This is a genomic window from Paenibacillus shunpengii (assembly GCF_042684905.1).
Classification (GTDB): Bacteria; Bacillota; Bacilli; order Paenibacillales; family Paenibacillaceae; genus Paenibacillus; species Paenibacillus shunpengii.
In genome coordinates this window covers 99669-121867 of record NZ_JBHUMJ010000008.1, presented here as the reverse complement: position 1 = coordinate 121867, position 22199 = coordinate 99669, and the positions used below count along the sequence as shown (strand labels likewise).

The window sequence follows — 22199 nt, the reverse complement described above, 5'->3', positions numbered from 1 at the left end:
CTTATACGACATTAATCGACCATTCTTCTATTTTGAAAGCCACGGTTTACTATTGTACTCTATCACTCTATGAAAAGTGAACCCCTGATATGACAAAAGAGCCCCTTTCTTCATCCAGAAAGAGGCGTCCTCCAATAAGTATCCAGTTAATTACTAAAACATTCGATATCCACCAAGCCTCAGCTTCTTAATCGTCCATCCGCTCATCACGGCACCTACAAGTCCAGCAATCCCTGTTAAATAATCCACTAGCCGATATGTACCGAGATGTGCGCCTAGGCTCATGCTTGCCTGATCCCACATACTGAAGATCACAACAGGAATCAGGACGATGACAAACAAATAAGAAGGAAACCACGTTGTCTTCATCAGCATATTCAAAATGAAACCGATCCCAAACATCATGACAAAAAATAAAACCATGAGAACAAGCACAGGTAAAATCTGCATCCGTTCACTTTCCCCCTCTTTCTGCCAATTCATGTATGCAAACCCATAATAGATAATCATTAGTTTAACTCAAATGAGAGGTACAGGCAATGAGATCACATCCAAAAATACAGCTCTTGCCGTTGCAAAAACAGAAATGGGCAGGCTTCCGCCCAATAGTTCAAATTATGAGCATTTTGTTAAAACGGTGCACTTAATGAGATCTTCATTTGCCCAGCCGCTTTACGCTTTGATACAATAAAGCTGTATGCACCAGAATCAATGTCATAAAAGGGATTATGACATTGATTCACAACAAATGAAAAATTCTTTTACAATAAATATTCCAATCAGGAGTGATAAACAGATGAGCGAAGCGGCTTTAACTCTCGAGGGCTGGTATGCCCTTCATGATTTCAGATCGATCAACTGGGCGGCATGGCGTGCTGCTGACGATGAGACCCGTGCGGTTGCCACAGATGAATTACAGGAATTTCTTAATGCCTGGGCAGCGGATGAGGAATCCGGCAAAGGAAGCTCTACCGTATATACTGTAGTAGGTCAAAAAGCGGACTTTGTCATGATGCATCTGCGTGAAACGCTGGAGGATCTGAATGCGATCGAGAATGCATTTAACAAAACAACGTTTGCCCAATTTACGACGAAATCCTATTCTTATGTCAGCGTAGTTGAGCTTAGCAACTATCTGGGCAAAGATGAAGATCCGATGCAGAATCCACAGATTGTTGCACGTCTGAAGCCGGTACTTCCGAAGAATCAATACATTTGCTTCTATCCAATGAACAAAAAACGCGATCTCAGTGACAACTGGTACATGCTGCCGATGGACGAGCGCAAATCCATGATGAGAAGTCACGGTATGATCGGCCGCAGCTATGCGGGCAAAGTAAAGCAAATCATTACGGGCTCTGTCGGCTTCGATGACTGGGAGTGGGGAGTAACGTTGTTCTCGGACGATGCTCTTCAATTCAAGAAGCTGGTCTATGAAATGCGTTTTGATGAAGTCAGCGCACGTTACGGGGAATTTGGTTCCTTCTATGTAGGAAGCCTTCTGACACAGGAGTCATTTGAAGCAATGCTGAAGCTGTAAGCTTACACAAAGAGGATGTACTGCGGATCAACCTGCAGCACATCCTCTTTTTTGGGTAACAATGCTTTAATCCTCATCTTCCTCTTCGAGCCTTTTCAGTGACTCCAGGAACTCTGCCGTTGCACGGTCCCGGTCCCTGCTCTTCTCCTTCAATCGCTCGATAGCCGGCAGAATAAGAATGTCAACTTCCTTCTGAACAATATAAGATAGATCATAGCGGTCTTGTTCTTCCAAATAGCTGCCTACTTCCATCAGTGCATTATACCGATTGAGTTCATCTCTAGTGAGCAGCCCGCGTACTTGAACACTGCAATGTCTCATAAGTTAAAAGAACCTTCCTTTTTGGATGACGAGCGGGATTCCGCCGATCTTATATAAGTATCTGATATCTACTGCTTTTTTGAGCTGAGCAGCCTTCCAGCCTTTCCATTTCTTCCCGTTCACAACAGCGATTGCTTCGCCCTTGCCAAGTGAAGCTACCGTTCCTTTATGATTAAATCTGAATTTTTCCAGCGATTTGCCACGGATCAGCAAAGAAATGTTCTTAGCACAATTGACCCCTTGCTGCATCGCCATCTGCGCTGTAGGCGGGTAAGGACGACCCTCTGCACTCATAATGAGAGAGCTGTCTCCAATGATGAATATGTTATCGAAGCCCGGCGCCCGCAAATATTCATCAACGGCTACACGTCCTCGTGTGACCTCAAAGCCAGCCTGCTCCACCAGCCTGTTGCCCCTGATGCCCCCGGTCCATACGACCGTGGAAGCTTCAATGTGTTCCCCGTCTCCGATAATAACACCCTCAGGCAGACATTCTTTAATAGGAACACCTATACGCAGCGATACTCCCTTGTTCTTCAGCACTTTCATCGCATATTCGACCAGCTCTTTATCAAAGCCTGGAAGGGCCGTTGGGGCTGCCTCAACATTATAGAGGTGTACAACCCCTGGATCGACATCAAACTCCTTACACAGGCGTGGAAGACGGTCAGCAAGCTCAGATACAAACTCTACCCCGCTAAAGCCCGCACCGCCCACTACAAAATTCATCCTGCTGGCCTTGCTGTCATTTTTATAGCATGCAAATTGATATTCAATATGCTCCCGAATCAGCCTTACTGAATTAATGCTGCGAATCGTCAAAGCGTGCTCTCTCATCCCGGGAATTCCGAATGTCTCCGGTTCACCTCCGAGACCAATAACTAAGACATCGTATGACAAGGTACCATCTTCCAATATTACTTTTTTCTCATGCGGCCTAATATCTTTGACAGCCGATTTCACAAGATCAATCTTGAATTCATCAATCAATTTGGAAATAGGCACTCTTGCATGCTCAATCGAGTCCGTCCCTGCGGCCGGCATATGAAGATGTGTCGTAATATAATGGTAGTCATGCCGATTTACGAGTGTAACGTCTGCTTCGTTATAATTCAGTTCCTTTTGAAGTCGCTGCGCGGTCAATATACCCCCGTAGCCTGCGCCAAGGATGACAATCTTAGGAATGCTGCTCATGCGCTTACCCCTCCGATATTGTTTCAACTTCTATAGAAGGAACCAAAGTCAATATTATCAGGTTATAATAAGTAAATCTTCATAACAACTGAATCGATTTCATCCTATTAGTCCGCTCTATATTTATGGCCCATTCTTCCCCTGAAACGTACAAGTTCGCTATGGGCTCCTTATCCATCCAGCTGTATACATCCACCTTCGCATAACGTGCTAAAAAGAGGGTGTAATTCAATTCCTATTCATTAAAACGACAGCTTATGTCATTCGGTTGCAAAACTATTTAAAATAAGCCTAAAACCTTTAAAAATCAAGTTATTTTTTCATGCAACAAAAATGATAGCGATACGTATCGAAAATAGCAAGTGAAAATATAATCGTTTTCTGGGTGAAAATTATAGGAAAAGTTGTATATTGTTCTTTGCAACGAGCAAGAGTAGTGTCTATAATTGATAATGACTATCAAATAGAAGGACTAATGGCCATATTACTTCCATTTACCCATTGGTCTATGAATCGAAATTCGTGGGATTTGAATCCGTGACGATATTGATTCGGAATATAAAATATGAAAGGTGTGTTTTACAGGTGACGACCCCAGATTCCACACAAGATATAACTGATTTGCTCATCATCGGCGGCGGTCCCGCTGGGATGTTTGCTGCATTTTACGGAGGTATGCGCCAGGCTTCGGTCAAAATCGTCGAAAGCATGCCTCAGCTCGGCGGACAGCTTGCCGCCTTGTATCCGGAGAAATACATCTACGATGTTGCTGGATTTCCAAAGATTACGGCTGGCGATCTCGTTGGCAATCTGCTGGAGCAAATGAAACGCTTCGATACCGATATCCGTCTGGAGGAGAAGGTACTTTCTGTTGAAAAGAAAGAAGAGCGGCATTTTGTCGTAACGACAGATAAAGACGTTCATCATGCCAAAGCCGTTATTATTACAGCAGGTGTGGGTGCATTCGAGCCTCGCAGACTGGATCTTGAAGGAGCGAGCAAGTTCGAACAAACGAACCTGCACTATTTTGTAAGTGATCTGCAGCGCTTTGCCGGCAAGAAGGTGCTCATCAGCGGAGGCGGAGATTCTGCAGTTGACTGGGCGCTTATGCTTGAGCCAATCGCAGAGCAAGTCACCCTGATTCACCGCCGCGATAAATTCCGTGCGCATGAGCACAGTGTAGAGAACCTTATGGCTTCCAAAGTGAATGTAGTTACGCCAGTAGAGATTACGGAGCTTCATGGTGAAGACCGCATCACGAAGGTAACGCTCTCTCATGTCAAAACAAAAGAAACACAAGAAATTGAAGTTGACGATGTCATTGTAAACTTTGGATTCATCTCCTCTCTAGGTCCGATTGCCGAGTGGGGCATCGAGATTAACAGCAACTCCATCGTGGTTGATACACGTATGGAGACAAGTATTCCGGGAATCTTTGCTGCCGGTGATATTACAACCTATGAAGGTAAGCTGAAGCTGATTGCTGTTGGATTCGGCGAAGCACCGACCGCAGTTAATAACGCCAAGGTCTATGTGGACCCAAGCGCGAAGCTGTCCCCAGGCCATAGCAGCAATATGAAGCTGTAAGCGATAAATGCATAATATTGCAACAAAAAAGGGTATCTTACTCCTGAAACTAATCTCAGGAGTGGATACCCTTTGTCATATGTATGCCCAATATGTAACGGTCTAGATTCCGCACCCGTTTTACTATGTCCCAACTGCCATCAAGAAACCGTAGATTGCGGACTGGAGGAAGATTACGCAGGACCTTACAGTCCCTATGTCGCATCTTCCCACGCTCAAACGATACCCGCAGCAGCCAGTCAATGCATACACTTAATGCATTGTCCTCATTGTCTGACGGAATTCTCATATGCAGCTGATACCTGGTATGTGCCTGGAAGGATCTGACCGTCCACCAATCGAGGATTTCTAGTGCAAAACGGCAGATACGTCGGTATGCAATCTACGTTTGTGGATTTCTTCTAACAATAATTCTATGAAATCGACATCAAGCTGAAGCTCGATTGCCATATGGTAAGAATCGAGCAGCGTCTCATCTGAGAGCATAGCCATGAGTCCGACACAACCTTTCCTATTTATTCCTCAAAGCTATCATATCAGAGAATAAAAAGTAGAACAAGCGTTCTTGATATCCACATCCACTTGTGGAAATCCTGTGTATAAATTGTTAATAATTCTGATAAATCTATATTTTTGGCAAGTGGATTATGTGGATAATATTTATACACAGGTCATTTCTTCTGAAAACCTTATCAAAATTTTTTTCGAGAACTATTAAATTTTGATAGAATGAAGAGGAAGCAGCATTCCATAAAGAGTAATTACTGAGGTCTTGTATTGACTTCCAGAATCCAGATCTTACCTGAGTGGTCAAGTCCATAATCAAAGCCCAATTGTCCGATTCCCGGGAACCTTTCTTCTAAGATAGCTGTGCAAACACGTGTTAAATTCCGCATCTCCTCTGCTTCGACCGAGCGCTGATATGGGGAAGTGATTGCTGTAACGCCAGCCGTCCTTTAATCAGGGTTCCTCCCTTGCATACATTCGTTATCACAAGGCCGGGTCGTGCCAGTCTTCCAAGCATTGCCGTGATCTTCCAGCCCGCCTCTTTCTTGACGAATTTGACACGATAATCGATCGGTCTGCCTCCGATCTGAGCCAGCTCAATTCCACGTTGTATTAGATAGCCTCTTCTCTTCTTTGCTCTCAGAAGTGAGGCATACATAAGATCAAAATTCGAAAACGTCAGTCGGCGCGACAATTTGGTGTATGAATAACCTGTCTGCTCTTGCTTGACACGAATGACACCGGCTCCCCCGCCTCCATGGACGGGCTTAACAAATACCATTCCGTATTTTTGTAACATATTTTTCAGATGCTGCTTGGTAAACAAGCAGGTTTCTGGGATATGATTAGCAACAGAGGCATTGCTCAGGAGCACTTGTGTTTTTAACCACTTACTTCCGATCGTCAAGCTCATTTTCTTCCTTCTCCCCTCTATTTAAGATTTCAGGATGAACTTAAGCGTGTTATATACTACATATATATTGGCGGAAGTCTTGCTTCTCTTGTATGTATGCCTTTGTAGAGAGCCTGTTTTGGTTAAACTTTATAGAAACATTGCAAGCAGATTATAACCCTGGAAGGGAGCACTAACTAAAGTGGCACAATTTATTGAAAGTCTATACGGGGTCGCTTATTTTGCCATCGTTCTCGTACTTGTTGCTGTAACGATTCTTACTTTCGTGACAGGCATTAAATTTATCCGTGACAAGAAACATATCGGTTTTGGAATTGGCTGTATCGTATTCTCTCTCATCTTTACAGGGATTTTCATCAGTGTCATTGAGTTCATTACTACGTAATGCAATCGACCAAGATTTACAAAATATCCGTTTTCTCCTATCTGGAGAAGCGGTTTTTTTGTTTATGCTGTCTGTTTAAGCTGTTACAATATAGTACATATATTTAGACATAGGCTTTATACATAACCTGGCACTGATTCATTCGAGTATATATGTATCTAATAAGCGATAGGATGGTATTAATCCAATATCCAAATAGGAATCACCTGGGAGTCTCACAAAAAGGAGTGGCTTGCTGACATGAATCATCGAATTGGCATCATTGATATTGGATCGAACTCGATCCGACTCGTTATATACGAAGTACTTCATTCGGGAGAGCATAGGGTTCTCCATGAGAAAAAATATGCAGCCAGACTCAGTCAAAAAGTGAGTCCTGACGGCACCATCAACAAAGAAAATATAGATACAATCATTCCCGTTCTGCTGAGCTATCAGGATATCTGTTCAGCATACGGTGTCTTACATATCCGGGCAGCTGCGACTGCAGCCATTCGAAATGCTGCAAATAGTGAGGAAATTACAGCCTGGATCAGAGCGGCAACCGGACTTACCGTGGAGCTTATTTCCGGTGAGGACGAAGGACGGCTTGGATTTCTTGGTGTACGAGAATCCATTCCTCTTCAGCACGGATATATCATTGATATCGGAGGAGGAAGCACAGAGATCACACTGTTCCTTAACCGGGAGTATCGAGCAAGCCTATCGATCCCCTACGGCGCGGTAAATTCTCATGCACGTTATGGCACAGCCGATTACTGGCGCTCAGAAACCGTGCAAGGATTCAAACACTCCATTCTTACCGCCTTGAAAGATGAGGACTGGCTGCTCGCGCATCCAAATCTTCCGCTGGTCGGTCTAGGCGGGACCGTTCGTGCCTTGGCAAAAATGGTTCAGAAGAGACAAGCCTATTCCCTTCCGCTTATGCACGGGTACATGATAAGCAAGGAAGAAATTCAATCCTTCTATGACACGCTTCCATATATTCCATATGACCAGCGTAAGAAGACCCCTGGCTTATCCAAGGATCGAACCGATCTGATCATTCCTGGTGTGATCCTGCTGCAGACGATCTTCGAGCTATTACAGTCGACTCATTATGTTGTGAGCGGGGCAGGACTACGTGACGGGCTGTTCTATGAGCCCCTTCATCGGCAATTTCCTCAGTTTATGGATCAGGATGTCTTGTACAAGAGTGTCCAAAATGTTCTTGCCTATGATTCGCTTACACCGCAGGAGGATCTCGATCACATCTATAGCCTGATGAAGCTGCTTCACACTACACTTATAGGCCAAGGACAGACACAGGATGAACGTGTAATTTATGCTGTATCCATGCTTCACAGAATAGGAGAGCGGGTACATCATCACCGGGCAAGCTCCCATTCCCTATATTGGCTCATGAACAAAGGCTTGTGGGGACTCAATCATCGGGAAACCGTCATCTCCGCTATCGTCTGTGATTACCATAAGAACCGTACGCCAAAGCAAATCCAAGATCATTTGGATATACTGACACCAGCTGATGTGGATAAAATACACCAAATCGGCTCCTTGCTTAAGCTCGCCCGAGCTCTGTACAGTGGAGGAAAAGCGATCCACAGGGTAGATATGCAAAAAACAGACGACGCCCTGCACCTGCAGTTAAACTGCAGCAGGGAGCCGTCTGTGGAACGGGTGGAGCTAGCGGAGGTTAAGAAAGATATAGAGAAGGCTTGGAAGCTTAGCTTGAAATGGTCTCTTTCTCTTTCTTCCACGTTTTGATCTTAAGTGCTTCAAATTGACTTCTCAGGCTCGGCTCATCATTCGTAACAGGAACATAATTCCCGTTCGATAGAAGGAGCCGGGCCTTCACATTGTCATGTAACGATAATTCCAGTATATTGACAATCGTTTGCTTAAGCTGTGGATCATGTACTGGACACATCAGCTCAATCCGGCGATTTAGATTTCGAGTCATCCAATCCGCACTGGATAAGTAGACCTCTGGGTCTTTATGGTTCTGAAAATAAAAAATACGTGAATGCTCAAGAAACCGGTCAACGATACTGATGACCTGAATATTCTCGCTGAGTCCTTCTATTCCGGGACGAAGACAGCATACACCTCTAACGATCAGCTGAATCTTGACTCCTGCCTGTGAAGCAGCGTAAAGCTCGTCAATCAGCTCCTGGTTGGACAGGGAATTGATCTTGGCGATAATTTGAGCTGGTTTACCCTGAGCTGCATTCTCTGCTTCTCTGCGTATCATCTCAAACAGCCTTGATTTCAGTCCAGCTGGTGCAATATGAAGCTGCTGCAAGCCCTGAGCTGCGGAATACCCCGTAATTTCGTTAAATACCTCAGAAGCATCCTCACCGATCTGCGGATCTGAAGTGAGGAGTCCGATATCTGTATACACCCGTGCTGTACTCGCATTATAGTTGCCCGTGCCTACATGGACGTATCTCTTGAGCATATTTTGCTCTTTTCGAACGACAAGGATGATCTTGGCATGTGTCTTCAGTCCGACAAGGCCGTATACAACATGACAGCCCGCCTTCTCCAGCTTCCTCGCCCAAGCGATGTTTCGCTCTTCATCAAATCTTGCCTTCAGCTCGACAACAACCGTCACCTGCTTGCCCATCTCAGCTGCATGAGCAAGTGCCGGAATCAGTCTGGAATCTCCATTTACCCGATATAAGGTCATCTTGATTGCCATGACCTGCGGGTCCTCTGATGCCTCTTCTACAAAATCCGTAACCGCATCAAAAGACTCATATGGATGGTACAGCAATACGTCCTGTCTTCGCAAAATGCGGAACAGGCTTTCCTCCGTATTGAAGATATCTGGATAAACAGGCTTGATGCCGGGATATTTCAAATGGGTATATCCTTCGAGCTGATCCACAAATCCGCTTAGAAATCCAAGATCCATCGGCCCTTGAATTTCGAAGATTTCATCGGAGCCTATCGAGAATTCTTCCTGTAAATATTCAAGTGCATACGGATGAATTCCCTGCTCCACCTCAAGACGTACAGGCGCACCTCTTCTGCGTCTTCTCAGCTCTTTTTCAATCTCTTCGAGCAGATCCTCTGCTTCTTCCTCATTGATGTACAAGTCTGAATTCCGTGTTAGTCTAAAGCCATGAACGGCTTCTGGGATGTACCCGCTGAACAAAGATTGAATATGATGTTTTATCAGTTCTTCAATTCGTATGAATGATTTCTTCTTGCTATTAGACCGCAGCGGAACTGAGATAACACGCGGAATATTGGAAGGAACCTGTACAATCGCAAAATAATGATCATTCGCTTCCTTGCTATCTTCCTTGCGCAAAACTACGGCCAAATACACATATTTATGGTGTACGAGTGGAAAAGGCCTGCTGGAGTCTACAGCCATCGGTGTCAGTACCGGAAATACAATATCGTGAAAATATTGCTCCATTGCTTTTTGCTGGGTTGCATTCAGGTCCGTATATTCCATAAATACGATCCCCTTTTTACTCAGTTGTCTCAGCAAATCGCGGTATGAACGATACTGCTCACTGACCATTTTCATCGTTCGTTTCATCAGTCGTCGATATAGACCTGTTGCCGTGTACCCGGTAAAGTCCTTTTTCGTCAAGCCAGCCTTAATCTTCTCTCTGGTCTCTGCAACACGCACGCTCATAAACTCATCCAGGTTGGTCGTTACAATGGATAGGAAGCGGACGCGTTCCAGCAGGGGTGTATCCGGGCTTTGTGCTTCTTCAAGTACTCTTCTGTTGAATTCCAGCCAGCTTAAATCCCGATTCAGATATGGGTTCATGTCGTGATTATAATTCTCCTTTTTCATACTTCCCTCACTCATGAAGTGTATTGTTCGAAGCCTGATTGAGCTTACTCACTTTTTCTAAAGAGTTATCCATTTTTATTGTAAACTCTTTGTGTAAACGCAATGTAAAATCACCGCAAGGTTGACCCATATTACGATTCCTGAATGTGTAGATACTAAATAATATGAGAATGTTTCTACCAAATTTGACGGGATGCTTTACAATAGAGAATAGAGTAGGGTAAAGTGTTTACGTCAGTGCTATTATACGTGAACGTAGTTGTCACCTTACGAAAGAAGGAGGATACGATGAATTCCAATAAATCCAGAACGCTGCAAAAAAACATCGAGTTTTTTACTGCGGCCTTATCTCAAACCGTCGTTTCCGTTTGGCAGGAGGATTCTGCTGGCGTCTATTGCGAAATTGCCCGTGGTCTTGTAGAAATGTTCTCCAATGATAAAGTCCGGTTAAGAAGTGAAGACGGAAGAGAGCATCATTATTCCCGTGACACGGTCATTTTCCAAACGGAAGTTTAATATACGAGGACGACTACGTATTCTTTAGAATTCAGTCCATTTTTAGATGGGCCGAATCCTAACGAATAAGCAGTAGTCGTTTTTTTATATCGCTCGAAGCAGGCTCAGTGCCGGCATTTACGACGAATACGGGGCTCCGAATTCAATAATATTGTGGTCAGGGTCCAGAATGAAAATTTGGGCAAATCCTGCAACACTGTCGGGTCTTGCTTCATACGGGATGTTCTGAGACTCCAGCCATTCAATTGTCGCCTTATGACTCTTCACCCATATTGCAAAATGTCCATCCGTCGTGTCAATTCCACGCTCTCTCAGCGTATCTCCTGCAGGATGCTCCAATAAATGCAGCTGCTGATGCTCCCCGATCGCATACCATACTCCCGTGGAGTTAAAAGGGGGACGCTCCAGCCGCTTAAACTTCAGCTTTTCCGAATAAAAAGCATGAGCGCGCTCGATATCCCGAACCGCAAGACTGACATGGTGAATCCGTTCCATTTCAAGCATATTGTATACCTCACTCTTCATGATCTGGCTAAATAATGTCACCTGAGAATTCCATGTCTCTATGCTAACATATGTGCAGGTGAATTGTCATAAATGCCATTGAATACATGCGCGATAAAGTGAGATTTGTATAGAGGTATAGCGTTATTGCACCGGCTAATCTGCGCTGTGCTTATAATTGTCCCAGACCACTTGATCTGTACGCAGATCAATCAGTGCTGCATTTTTAACCAATGACGCCAGCCGAACTGCCTCCTTAAGATTAGGATAACGGTCAAAATACACTTCATTTACATAAAGAGCGACTCCTTCATTGCCCGCAATCGAAACCTCGCTGTCAACTGTGACGTCAGTGGATTCGGAGCCCGTATTGGAGCTTCCTGAACTGGGACCTCCATCACTCTTCCGCACATCCCCTTCTTCAACAACAGGAACAGAAGCGTCCGTCGTTATAAGGTTATCTTGCTCTCTGTTCTCTTGCTGCTCCATACCCGGCTCAAGCTGCATGGCATCCATGCCAGCCTGCTGATCTTGATCTGCACGGGTCTGTGCATATTGCTCTCCCTCTATATCCGCAGCCAGTGAGCTCGAAATCATCACATTCTCTTCATAAATCGGACGATTTGAAATCTCGGCCAGTGATGAAGATTCCATATCAATAAAGCCAAGGAGCGTTTCCTTGTAAGCAGCCGTCATGATGCCCTTACTATCACCAGATGCCTGCTCGTACTGAAGGGTTAAATCTGTAGAATATTGCACTGTCCCCTCCTCGGCAAGCTGCTGAGCGTACGCGATCAGCTCCTCCTGCGATGGAGGAAGAGGCAGATCCTCCAGTGCACCTCGCGCTATTTTATCGGTAATCGGCAGTGTGATCAGGTCAGAGAAGACAGGCTCGGATACCTTCCTCACGACTATAACTAGAAGTGCAATCACGACAAGTAAAAATAACGTGTTCCTTATCATTTTATGTATCAGTATGATTTCCCCTTTATGTGGTTCAAAAGAACGAGTGATATAGAACTAGTATCGGAAATTCGCCTCGAAACATGAAGTCATCCTCAAAACTCCATATGGAGGTCACATCCTTCTATGTACGGCTTTCTATGGGTGCCGATATACTAACACTGGATAACCTGTGTGAGGGGGATTTCTATGGCAAACGTAGGTATAAGAGTAGTGATTGGTTCTGGTGCATACAGCAATAATCCCGGCTGGATGGAGACACAGGAGTCGGAGTTGAACCTGCTGAATAAGGAACATTGGCGGAGCCAATTTCGTCCAGACTCCATCAAAGTTATTCTAGCTGAGCATGTATGGGAGCATTTAAGCTACGAAGAGGGGGTCCAAGCTGCGAAGACTTGCTTCAAATATTTGAGGACCGGTGGTTATGTTCGCTGTGCGGTGCCGGATGGTTTTTTTCCTGATGCAGCTTATCAACAAGCCGTCCAAGTTGGTGGTCCCGGTCCTTGCGACCATCCAGCAGCCAGTCACAAAATAGTCCACAATTACAGAACGCTTTCGTCCATGTTTGAAGAGGCTGGCTTTATAGTTTCTTTACTGGAATATTGCGATGAGCAAGGCGAGTTTCATGAAAAGGAGTGGAATGCGCAGGACGGATTCATCTACCGCTCCAAACGATTTGACCATAGGAATACAGGAGACCAGCTCGGGTTCGTGTCTCTTATCGTGGATGCCAAGAAACTTTAGAATCTGATAAAAGTAGTTACAATATTTTCAATACGTTGATTCCTAATAGAAACATTATAATGCTAATTCCAAAAAGAACAGTCCTTGCAAGCCACCAAGGAAGGATGCTAAAGAAGCCTATAATTAGCCCTGGAATTGAGGAAAAGATCACACCAAGAAACCACCCTGCTGGGGATTCGTTTGAGAAATGGAATGAAACGGTGCTGACCGAATAGTCTGTGCTCTTATGTAATTCTCTTGTTAAATTTAACCCAAAAAGGAAGGCCGATAAAGAAACCAGCCAAAAAACACCTGCAAAGAACCAACTCACACTGCCAAGCTCCCCTCTATGCTGACTTATCTGATTTTATAATTCATAATAAACGAAAAACCTTCTGAACTAAATAAGCATACTGCTTACATAGCTCAGAAGGTCCGTTTCATGGTTAGACACTATAAAGACACTTTAAATTCCCGTCTTAGCAAGGCTCTTCGTTCGGTTTACCCGCGTCCGTAGCTGTACGGAAGGAAGAACCACACCCACAAGTCGCAATCGCGTTCGGATTATGAATGGTGAACCCGCCCGTCATACCGGATTCTTCAAAGTCGATTTCAAGTCCGTCGAGGAAGCGAAGGCTGTCCTTCTCCACGACTACTTTCATATCTTGAATTGTCATATATACATCATCGTCTGTTTCGTTATCATCAAAACCCATCGCATAGGAGAACCCTGTGCAGCCTCCCGGTGTCACACCAAGACGGAGGAACATGTTCGGTGTTTCCTGCTGTTCAAGCATATCTTTCAGATGCTCTGCCGCTGTCTCGCTAATTGTAATCATAAGTCTTACCTCCTTCTTTCCTGATAACTAAATTATACTCCAGTGACTTTCGTACCTCAAGAGTTACCTATCCGCATTTCGGTATGCTTTTTATTAAGAATGCATTCTTTTTATTTCCAGATATTGAACCTAAGAAATGTGAGGTTTATAATAGGTAAGGTATTTGAGGCCAAACTGTCGATATTTTGTCACAGTGTATCCAGTTGCTGTCATAAATGTAGTTGTAACTTTTTTCACAACCATTCATTATTGAAGATTGATCTTGGGACTCCTACGGGTAAACCTATGTGAGAGCATGAATTAATGGTCACAGCACAAACCAAAAAAGTACGGACTAGGAGGAATGCGCATGTCCACCCTTATTACACCACATACGGACTCGAAGATGGCTGCCATCATAAAGAAGGTTCAGAATGGTCAGCGTCTTACGCTTGAAGATGGTGTTTACTTGTATGAGAGCGACGATCTGCTAACGATCGGACAGCTTGCTAACGAAGTAAATCTTCGCAAGAACGGAAAGAAAGTTTATTTTATCGAAAATATGAGCCTTTATTTCACCAATGTGTGTGAGGCACGCTGTGCCTTCTGCAACTTCCGCAAAGATCAAGGCGAGGAAGGCTCTTACACGCTGTCCGGGCAAGAAATGATTGATTATGTGGAGCAGCACATTCATCCGGGAGTACGGGAATTCCATATCGTCGGCGGGCATAATCAGCATGTGCCTTTTCAATATTATGTCGATTCCCTTGCTGCTTTAAACGAGAAATATCCGAATGTAACACTGAAAGCCTATACTGCCGCTGAGATTGATTTCTTCACCCGCATCAGCGGTCTTAGCATCAAGGAAGTACTGCAGGAGCTCATGAAGGCTGGACTCCAATCTCTTACCGGGGGCGGGGCAGAAATCCTCTCCGATGAATATCGTAGAAAAATGAAGGTGACCAAGGCAAATGTAGACCGTTATTTGGAGGTTCACCGCACAGCTCATCAGCTCGGCATGAAGACACACACCACGATGCTGTATGGATCTGTGGAATCCTATGAAGACCGGATTAACCATATGCTGCAAATTCGCGAGCTGCAGGATGAGACGAAGGGGTTCCTCGTATTTATCCCGCTATCCATGCAGCCGAAGAGCAAGAACGCCGGCATCATGCGCCGTAATTCCGCTTATGAGGATCTGAAGACCATTGCGATCTCAAGACTCATGCTAGATAATTTTGACCACATTAAAGCCTACTTTATTAATATTGGTGCTCAGCTGACTCAGGTCTCCTTAAGCTTCGGGGCCTCTGACGTACATGGCACAATTGTCCGTGAACAGATCAGTCACGCAGCAGGTGCTCTGACTCCAGCGGGACTGACCCGCAAGGAGCTGATCTGGCTCGTTAAAGGAGCAGGACGTGTTCCTGTTGAACGGGATACGTTCTATAACGAGATTGAAGTATTTGAATAAGATCGAATAAGATCAGTTGACTCTCCCATCTACGTACTTCTTATTATTAACGGATCAGTTCCCGAGCAGGGGCTGATCCTTACTTATGCACGAATGCCAGCCCATACAATAACAACAAAGACGACGTTACCCATAATATTGGACTGTCGATTCTATATTATTTTATAACCAGACAACAGACAGCTTCTTTTTTATGTGGGTGCACATCAGGAAAGGGAGTTTTTTCGCTATGAAGAATATTGTTGTACTTGGAGGCGGCTACGGCGGCCTCACTATTGTTAAACACTTGATTGAAGGTCCATTGCCAAAGGATGTCCATATCACGCTGGTCGACCGCATGCCTTTTCAGGGTCTGAAGACAGAATACTATGCACTGGCAGCCGGAACCGTGTCTGATTATGATCTTCGTGTACAGTACCCAGTTCATCATCAATTGGAATATCGATATGGTGAAGTGACGAGCATTGATCTGGATGCAAAATCCATCTCCATTCAAAATGAAGAAACGATTGAATATGATCAGCTCGTCATCGGCCTTGGCTGCACCGATCGTTTCCATGGCACTCCAGGTGCCGAGGAGTATAGCTGCACAATTCAAAGCTTCAAGAGCACTCGTGAAACTTATATGCGTCTAAGTGAGCTCAAGCCTTACGCCAATGTGCACATTGTGGGCGGCGGCTTAAGCGGAGTTGAGATGGCAGCGGAAATAAGAGAAAGCCGCGCTGATCTAAACGTAACCATACTTGATCGCGGCGAACGTGTTCTCTCTGCATTTCCACAGCGTTTGTCTGCTTACGTGGGTGAGTGGTTCAGTGAGCATCAAGTAGAGATCAAGAATCATATTTCTGTATCCCGTGTTGAGCCTGGCTCGATCTATAACCGGGATGAGGAAATTATGACAGATGCCATTGTGTGGACGGCAGGAATCCAGCCTGTACAATTGGTGCAGGATCTGCCTGTTGAGAAAGATCCAAGCGGTCGTGTGAAATTGAACGAGTACTACCAGATTCCAGAATACAAAGAAGTCTATGTTGTCGGAGACTGTGCGAGCCTGCCTTTTGCCCCAAGCGCCCAAGCAGCTGAAGTGCAAGGTGAGCAGATTGCGCATGTCATTTCTGCTCTTCTAAGAAACGAAGAGCCCAAAATCGAGGCACTTCGCCTGAGAGGCACACTGGGTGCACTAGGCAAAAAAGCCGGATTTGGGCTCATGGGTAAGACCTCCATGATGGGGCGTGTTCCGCGTATTCTAAAGAGCGGTGTTCTCTGGATGTCGAAACGTCATCTTGGCTAGCTGAAACCAAGCGGGTTAACTCATATATCCAAGTCATCCCATGCGTCAGCTTCAGCGATTTTGGACAAAATGGCTTCATGCAGTTCTTTAGGGCTGGCTGCGGTGATAACTTCACCATTGACCAGTGCAAAAGGGGTAATGCTGCATTGTCCGCAATTGCTGAGGCAGCCGTATTCGATGACATCATAGTCCATGTTCTCTTCAAGCTCTTCAAAGAGCTCATCCGTACCAAAATGCATATTGTTGGTACAAAATTCTATAATCGGTCTCATTTTATTCACCTGCTTTTGGTTTGACCATTTTATTTTGGCGTAATTTATACTATAATAAAGGGAAGGAAAGGAGTTGATAATATGAGCGAAAACGTACAAAGCAGCACCATGTATGATGAAGTCTCTGACGTGCTCGATAAACTTCGTCCGTTCCTGCAGCGCGATGGCGGTGACGTGGAATTGGTCGATGTCGAAGACGGTATTGTGAAACTGAAATTGATGGGTGCTTGCGGTAGTTGCCCAAGCTCCACCATCACACTAAAAGCAGGGATCGAACGCGCGCTAGTCGAAGAAGTCGAAGGCGTAGAAGAAGTCGTTCAAGTATTCTAATATCCCATACCATCATATAAGAGAGTCCCGAAGCTTCTGTCATGTGCAGAAGCCGGGACTCTTTTTTTTGAGGCACTTCTGACTTCTCGTGCTCAATCTCCATCCTTAATGGTCGGTCTTATCGGATCCAATCCGCCGGAAATATCCATAATATTGCCGGTAATAAAGTCCGATTGCTCCAGACACAAGAAATGAATGACTCTTGCAACGTCTTCTCCGCTGCCAGGTCTGCCTCGAGGGGTCTCCTTATCAATGAGCCCGCTGACCGCTTCAATCGTCATTTCCTTATGATCTCCTCTAATATCCCCCGGACAGATCATATTCACTGTAATTCCATAGGGTGCTTCCTCGACGGCCAATGTCTTCGTAAATGAAACCAGCCCTACCTTGGCAGCCGCATACACCGCCCGCTGCGGCCAGGATCTTGCCTCTCCTGCATGGCTGAATCCAAAGTGAATGATACGTCCCCATTTCTTGCGCCGCATGGAAGGCAGCACCCGATGATCAAGGAGCATCGTACCGACCAAATTGCCCTGCATCAGCATCATGATCTCTTCTTGCTTATATTCAGCAAACAGCCTCCGCTCACGAATGAACGGTCCTGCATTGTTAATCAGTATGTCCACTTCTCCAAGTTCCTTCTCAACCGTGGTGACGAGTCGCTCTGTATCATCGGCTATACAGACATCCGCTTGTACCGCAATACAACGCACACCAAGCTCCATGATCTCTGCTTGAAGAGCTTCCGCTTCCTTCCTGCTATGCACATAATTTAATGCAATATCGAAGCCTTCAGCAGCCAGCCGAAGAGCTGTCATCTTGCCAAGGCCCTTCGCACTTCCCGTAATAAGGGCGACTTTATTGTCCAAATCCCTTCCTCCTTCTAACAAGAGCGGTTACCTATTTCAGTATAATATAGGGAAGGACAGAATGAAAGGAACGGCATACGAAACAGTCCCGTCCGGCACTTTTTTAACATCAAAGTACCGAACGGGACTGTTTATCATCTTATTGAATTAAAATGCAGGTACGATAGCTCCAGCATAATTATCTTCAATGAACTGTTTAATCGCATCGGATTGAAGAGCTTCATTCAGCTTCTGAACTGCCTCATTGTCTTTGTTATCCTCGCGGGATACGAGCAGGTTTGCATATGGTGAGTCAGCATCTTCAAGGAAAAGAGCGTCTTCCAGCGGGTTAAGATCTGCTTCAAGCGCATAGTTAACGTTGATGACAGCAAGCTCTACTTCACCAAGCTGACGAGGAAGCATCGCTGCATCCATCTCAATAATTTCCAAGTTTTTTGGATTCTCTGCAATATCGCTGATCTTGGATTCAATGTTGGTGTTGTCTGTCAATTTAATGATACCGTTCTTGTCCAGAAGAATAAGGGCACGGCCGCCGTTGGTTGCATCGTTCGGAATGGCAATCTTTGCTCCGTCCTGCAGCTCATCTGCAGAGGTAATCGTATTCGAGTAAGCACCAAGCGGCTCCACATGTACCGGATTGAGAGCCGTCAGCTTAAGACCACGTGTCTCGATTTCGTTATCCAGATAAGGCTTGTGCTGGAAGAAGTTTGCATCGAGCTGACCTTCATCAAGCTGTACGTTCGGCTGTACATAGTCGTTGAAAGTAACAATTTCCAAGTTAACGCCTTGCTCTTCAAGGATTGGCTTGACTTGCTCCAGAATTTCAGCGTGTGGAACTGGTGTTGCACCGACCTTCAAGGTTACTGTTTCTTCTGTGCCTCCCGTGCCTTCACTTCCTGTTGTATCGGGAGCGGAATCGTTGCCGCATGCTGCCAGTACCAGAACCAGAGTTAGAGTTAATGCAGATAAGAACCATTTTTTCATTACAGATGACCCTCCTATATAATCTCGATATATGTGATAAAGGATGAACCATACATTGTCCATACCCTAAATCCAAAGTAAGCTTAAGATTTCTCATTAAATACGCCTAAATACGAACTTACAGTTGCTCCATTATCTCCGAGTAAAATGCTTCACCAAGCGATCCCCAATCATCTGTAGTGCTTGTACGAGCACAATCATGATAATAACAGCAATAATCATCACTTCATTCTCATAGCGGTAGTACCCGTAGTTGACGGCCAGAGCTCCCAGCCCTCCACCACCGACCATCCCCGACATCGCTGTGTAGGATACGAGCGTAACAATGGTCATGGTCATCCCTGCAAGCAGACCTGGCAGAGATTCCGGCATCAGCACCTTCCAAATAATCTGACCCGTCGATGCGCCCATTGCCTGTGAGGCCTCAATGACACCGCGGTCGACTTCACGAAGCGCAGTCTCAACAAGTCTGGCAAAGAACGGCGCTGCCCCTACAACAAGCGGAGGAATCGTACCGATAACACCGATCGCCGTCCCTACAATTTCTTTCGTAATCGGAATCATCGCCACAATCAGAATGATGAATGGAACGGACCGCAATATGTTGACAATCACAGACAGCACATTGTAAACAGCCCTGCTGATTCCGGATGTGGAACGGGAAGTCATGAACAAAATAATGCCCAGCGGAAGACCAATAAGAATGGAAAATAATCCGGATGCACCCAGCATCTTTAATGTATCTAAAGTGGCCTTCTGGAATTCATCCCAGTTGATGACGGAAAAATCAAGCCCCATCATACTACCACCTCCACTTCTAGTCCCTGTAATACTAGCTCATCTATCGTACTGCGAATCAGCTCAGGAGGACCTTCAAGTCTTACCGTAAGCTGTCCGTAAGGTACTTGCTTAATAGTTGAGATGGTTCCTTGCAGAATGGCAAAATCAATACCAAGCCTTCTAGCCGTCTGCGACAGAATCGAATCATACGTTTTGCTTCCAAGAAACGTAATTTTGACCGTTTGGGAATGCTCTAAATGCGTCGCCATAATAGCTTCACCGAGCAGGTCGCCCGAATCTGTTTCACGTAGAATAAAGTCCTGGGTTACAGGATGCTGCGGCTTGAGGAACACTTCCGTCACCGGACCCTCTTCCACAATTCCGCCCTGATGAATGACCGCGACACGATCACAGATCGACTGAATCACATGCATCTCATGCGTAATCAATACTATGGTCAGATTAAAGCGTTTGTTGATATCCAGCAGCAGTTTAAGTATAGAATTCGTCGTCTGCGGATCCAGTGCTGAGGTTGCCTCATCACATAGCAGCACTTCCGGGTCACTTGCCAGCGCACGTGCGATGCCAACGCGCTGCTTCTGACCGCCTGAGAGCTGAGAAGGATACTTCTTACTATGCTCGGTCAGGCCAACCAGCTCTAGCAGCTCCTTCACTTTACGATCAACTTCTGCCTGATTGGTCTTCACGAGCCGTAGAGGAAACGCGATATTATCATATACAGTAGCTGAACTGAGCAGATTGAAATGCTGAAAAATCATACCGATCTTGCGGCGTCTCGCCTGCAGCTGCTGTTTGCCAAGCCTGGTCATGTTTATGCCGCCGACCCATACCTCACCGGCAGTAGGCCGCTCAAGCAAATTAATTAAACGAATCAGCGTGCTCTTCCCTGCGCCAGAATGACCGATGACGCCGAAGATTTCACCCTTTTGAATGGACAGATTAAGCCCGGATAAGGCCGTCGTGACCTGTTTTCCTTTGCCATAGTCCTTTTTAATATTTTTTAGTTCGATCAAATGAGGTACCTCCTTACTTACTGCAGTCCGTTCTTCTCTATGTCAGAGCTTCTATTTCTTTACACTTGTTTTACCCGTATGCCTTGCTTTCTACCCGAATCCCTCGTGGAATAATATCTGATAAAAAGAAAAAGCCGCCTTTTTGCTAGACAAAAAGGGGCTTGTTATCATTAAGCGATTCCTTCTCATCTGCCAAGATCCGTAAGTAACCTCACGGTCTTGAAGGATTTAGCACCATGTCATTCAGGTACAGCAGTCTTACTGACTACAATACAGAATCGGTTGCCGGGCTTCATAGGGCCTGTCCCTCCGCCACTCTCGATAAGAACATATATGCAATTGTGTGTTTAACTCACTTATTCATTTCAGCAATTTCAGAAACTAAGTGAAAGTATAAAATACTTTACACCACTTGTCAAAGGAAAATATTACATTATTTTTATCGGATTTCTTATGATGAGGATTTAACAGAGTTTTTGGACTTGGGTGTGCTCTTCTGCCAGTTGTTATTAATATAATGAAATGCCGCCGTCACGCTCTTGGATACCAGCTCCAGTCCCAGTTCAAGATCCTGTGTAAAGGACCTCAAATCCTCCAGCTCAACCTTGCCATGAAGGGTCTGATGCTTCTGCCACAGATCATCCACCATCTCTACATTCATGTGATGGATCTCTGTATTTCTTCGTTTACGAAGCCGGTTCATCGAGTCCGAATATTGATCCTTAAGATCGTTCAGCTGCTGAACAAGCGGCATATGCTGCTTCAAATATTCAAATTGACGAAGAACCGTAAAGTACGAGAAATGCACCTTCACCTTGGAAGTATGAAGCTCATACCAGTCATCCAGCAGGTTACCAAGCTTATCGAGGATAGCAAACATACGAATAAAGCCATCCTTGTAAAAATAAACATAACGTGCGTAATCCGCTTTCTCATCCGGTTCCATATCTTCTGTTGAGGAGGAGTGAACTTTAGCGGCAAAGAAAGAAGCGGCAAAAGTGCTCTGCTCCAGTTCATCAAGTGAGGTCATCAGACCTCGGGTCCAAATATCGAGCTTGCGATAATCATGTGAAGGGTCGTTTCCTCGATCTATAGCCGCTCCAAGCAGCTGCAGTGTCTTCGCCATGGTATCCATGGCTTCTTTTAGTTCTCCGGTGTTAACCCGGGCGGGCTCTCCCAATAAAGTTCGAAGCATATGCGTGTCCTCCTGTGCATCTGTGCAGCTTATATTTCCCGAATTCTGCACCTCACAACCATAACTTGATCCTGAAGGATAAAATGATGGATTAGAGGTGGATTCATGCAAGATATGTACCCAGTTATCAAGCATTTTGAAAACAAAAGCCTGCGGAGAACATCTCCGAAGGCTTA

The 22199-nt window shown here is 45.2% G+C and carries 23 protein-coding genes, 1 pseudogene and 1 riboswitch; of the genes and pseudogenes, 9 read left to right on the top strand and 15 right to left on the bottom strand.

All coding sequences use genetic code 11. The features are described from left to right. Nucleotides 1-153 precede the first annotated feature (153 nt). The gene (locus tag ACFSVM_RS20845) at nucleotides 154-450 is read right to left on the bottom strand and encodes a YuiB family protein (protein WP_076315164.1); all 297 of its coding nucleotides are present in this window, start codon (nucleotides 448-450) and stop codon (nucleotides 154-156) included. A 346-nt stretch (nucleotides 451-796) separates the two neighbouring features. Here ACFSVM_RS20845 and hemQ point away from each other — a divergent pair, with 346 nt between their 5' ends. Then, on the top strand, nucleotides 797-1540 hold the full coding sequence (gene hemQ / locus ACFSVM_RS20840) for a hydrogen peroxide-dependent heme synthase (protein ID WP_076315038.1): 744 nt from the start codon (nucleotides 797-799) through the stop codon (nucleotides 1538-1540). A gap of 66 nt (nucleotides 1541-1606) precedes the next feature. On the opposite strand, the gene ACFSVM_RS20835 is transcribed toward hemQ, so the two are convergent. Continuing rightward, nucleotides 1607-1861 (bottom strand): hypothetical protein, encoded by a 255-nt coding sequence (locus ACFSVM_RS20835; protein WP_076315037.1) that lies wholly within the window; start codon nucleotides 1859-1861, stop codon nucleotides 1607-1609. Between the two features lie 3 nt (nucleotides 1862-1864). Beyond that, nucleotides 1865-3055, bottom strand: a complete 1191-nt coding sequence (locus tag ACFSVM_RS20830) for an NAD(P)/FAD-dependent oxidoreductase (protein WP_076315036.1) — start codon at nucleotides 3053-3055, stop codon at nucleotides 1865-1867. Nucleotides 3056-3640: 585 nt separating this feature from the next. Between ACFSVM_RS20830 and ACFSVM_RS20825 the strand changes: the two genes are divergently transcribed. Next, complete coding sequence (locus ACFSVM_RS20825; protein WP_379264293.1) at nucleotides 3641-4642, top strand: NAD(P)/FAD-dependent oxidoreductase; 1002 nt, start codon at nucleotides 3641-3643, stop codon at nucleotides 4640-4642. 348 nt (nucleotides 4643-4990) lie between these two features. Here the strand turns inward: ACFSVM_RS20825 and sda are convergent, their stop codons facing one another. Continuing rightward, a complete protein-coding gene (gene sda, locus ACFSVM_RS20820; RefSeq protein ID WP_379264427.1) occupies nucleotides 4991-5128 on the bottom strand; it encodes a sporulation histidine kinase inhibitor Sda in 138 nt (45 codons plus the stop codon). Between the two features lie 275 nt (nucleotides 5129-5403). Then, nucleotides 5404-6062: pseudogene (locus ACFSVM_RS20815) on the bottom strand (YheC/YheD family protein). 181 nt (nucleotides 6063-6243) lie between these two features. On the opposite strand from ACFSVM_RS20815, the gene ACFSVM_RS20810 reads away from it, so the two are divergent. Both ACFSVM_RS20810 and ACFSVM_RS20805 read left to right on the top strand, forming a co-directional pair. Next, nucleotides 6244-6447, top strand: a complete 204-nt coding sequence (locus tag ACFSVM_RS20810) for a hypothetical protein (RefSeq protein WP_379264291.1) — start codon at nucleotides 6244-6246, stop codon at nucleotides 6445-6447. 240 nt (nucleotides 6448-6687) lie between these two features. Beyond that, entirely contained in the window at nucleotides 6688-8211 is a 1524-nt protein-coding gene (locus ACFSVM_RS20805; protein WP_379264289.1) for a Ppx/GppA phosphatase family protein, read from the top strand. On the opposite strand, the gene ppk1 is transcribed toward ACFSVM_RS20805, so the two are convergent. Next, complete coding sequence (gene ppk1 / locus ACFSVM_RS20800; RefSeq protein WP_379264287.1) at nucleotides 8171-10267, bottom strand: polyphosphate kinase 1; 2097 nt, start codon at nucleotides 10265-10267, stop codon at nucleotides 8171-8173. The two genes, ACFSVM_RS20805 and ppk1, sit on opposite strands and share 41 nt — an antisense overlap. A gap of 288 nt (nucleotides 10268-10555) precedes the next feature. Here ppk1 and ACFSVM_RS20795 point away from each other — a divergent pair, with 288 nt between their 5' ends. After that, entirely contained in the window at nucleotides 10556-10783 is a 228-nt protein-coding gene (locus tag ACFSVM_RS20795; protein WP_076315029.1) for a hypothetical protein, read from the top strand. Nucleotides 10784-10900: 117 nt separating this feature from the next. Here the strand turns inward: ACFSVM_RS20795 and ACFSVM_RS20790 are convergent, their stop codons facing one another. After that, nucleotides 10901-11287, bottom strand: coding sequence for a VOC family protein (locus tag ACFSVM_RS20790; RefSeq protein WP_047913564.1), 387 nt, complete (start codon nucleotides 11285-11287; stop codon nucleotides 10901-10903). A 156-nt stretch (nucleotides 11288-11443) separates the two neighbouring features. Further along, entirely contained in the window at nucleotides 11444-12250 is an 807-nt protein-coding gene (locus tag ACFSVM_RS20785; protein WP_090726835.1) for a hypothetical protein, read from the bottom strand. A gap of 189 nt (nucleotides 12251-12439) precedes the next feature. Here ACFSVM_RS20785 and ACFSVM_RS20780 point away from each other — a divergent pair, with 189 nt between their 5' ends. Further along, nucleotides 12440-12994, top strand: a complete 555-nt coding sequence (locus tag ACFSVM_RS20780) for a class I SAM-dependent methyltransferase (RefSeq protein WP_090726834.1) — start codon at nucleotides 12440-12442, stop codon at nucleotides 12992-12994. Nucleotides 12995-13452: 458 nt separating this feature from the next. Here ACFSVM_RS20780 and ACFSVM_RS20775 read toward each other — a convergent pair whose 3' ends face one another. After that, the gene (locus ACFSVM_RS20775) at nucleotides 13453-13812 is read right to left on the bottom strand and encodes a HesB/IscA family protein (protein ID WP_076315026.1); all 360 of its coding nucleotides are present in this window, start codon (nucleotides 13810-13812) and stop codon (nucleotides 13453-13455) included. Nucleotides 13813-14161: 349 nt separating this feature from the next. Between ACFSVM_RS20775 and mqnE the strand changes: the two genes are divergently transcribed. Next, nucleotides 14162-15268, top strand: a complete 1107-nt coding sequence (gene mqnE, locus ACFSVM_RS20770) for an aminofutalosine synthase MqnE (protein WP_379264284.1) — start codon at nucleotides 14162-14164, stop codon at nucleotides 15266-15268. A gap of 229 nt (nucleotides 15269-15497) precedes the next feature. Continuing rightward, nucleotides 15498-16559 carry an NAD(P)/FAD-dependent oxidoreductase gene (locus ACFSVM_RS20765; RefSeq protein ID WP_379264282.1) on the top strand — a complete coding sequence of 354 codons (1062 nt, stop codon included), beginning with the start codon at nucleotides 15498-15500 and terminating at the stop codon, nucleotides 16557-16559. A gap of 20 nt (nucleotides 16560-16579) precedes the next feature. Here ACFSVM_RS20765 and ACFSVM_RS20760 read toward each other — a convergent pair whose 3' ends face one another. Beyond that, complete coding sequence (locus ACFSVM_RS20760) at nucleotides 16580-16831, bottom strand: YuzB family protein (RefSeq protein WP_091161163.1); 252 nt, start codon at nucleotides 16829-16831, stop codon at nucleotides 16580-16582. 81 nt (nucleotides 16832-16912) lie between these two features. On the opposite strand from ACFSVM_RS20760, the gene ACFSVM_RS20755 reads away from it, so the two are divergent. Next, on the top strand, nucleotides 16913-17161 hold the full coding sequence (locus tag ACFSVM_RS20755; RefSeq protein ID WP_047913558.1) for a NifU family protein: 249 nt from the start codon (nucleotides 16913-16915) through the stop codon (nucleotides 17159-17161). Between the two features lie 92 nt (nucleotides 17162-17253). On the opposite strand, the gene ACFSVM_RS20750 is transcribed toward ACFSVM_RS20755, so the two are convergent. The 5 genes from ACFSVM_RS20750 to ACFSVM_RS20730 all read right to left on the bottom strand — a co-directional run bounded on the left by ACFSVM_RS20750 (nucleotide 17254) and on the right by ACFSVM_RS20730 (nucleotide 22023). Further along, nucleotides 17254-18030, bottom strand: coding sequence for an SDR family oxidoreductase (locus ACFSVM_RS20750; RefSeq protein ID WP_379264279.1), 777 nt, complete (start codon nucleotides 18028-18030; stop codon nucleotides 17254-17256). 147 nt (nucleotides 18031-18177) lie between these two features. Continuing rightward, nucleotides 18178-19014 (bottom strand): MetQ/NlpA family ABC transporter substrate-binding protein, encoded by an 837-nt coding sequence (locus tag ACFSVM_RS20745; protein ID WP_379264277.1) that lies wholly within the window; start codon nucleotides 19012-19014, stop codon nucleotides 18178-18180. A gap of 132 nt (nucleotides 19015-19146) precedes the next feature. After that, nucleotides 19147-19815: a methionine ABC transporter permease gene (locus ACFSVM_RS20740; RefSeq protein ID WP_379264275.1), complete on the bottom strand. Its 669-nt coding sequence runs from the start codon at nucleotides 19813-19815 to the stop codon at nucleotides 19147-19149. After that, nucleotides 19812-20828, bottom strand: a complete 1017-nt coding sequence (locus ACFSVM_RS20735; RefSeq protein WP_379264273.1) for a methionine ABC transporter ATP-binding protein — start codon at nucleotides 20826-20828, stop codon at nucleotides 19812-19814. Before ACFSVM_RS20735 ends, ACFSVM_RS20740 begins: the two co-directional genes overlap by 4 nt. A 182-nt stretch (nucleotides 20829-21010) precedes the next feature. After that, a riboswitch (SAM riboswitch) is annotated at nucleotides 21011-21156 on the bottom strand. Between the two features lie 123 nt (nucleotides 21157-21279). Then, nucleotides 21280-22023, bottom strand: a complete 744-nt coding sequence (locus ACFSVM_RS20730; protein ID WP_379264270.1) for a Cthe_2314 family HEPN domain-containing protein — start codon at nucleotides 22021-22023, stop codon at nucleotides 21280-21282. Between the last annotated feature and the right edge of the window lie 176 nt (nucleotides 22024-22199).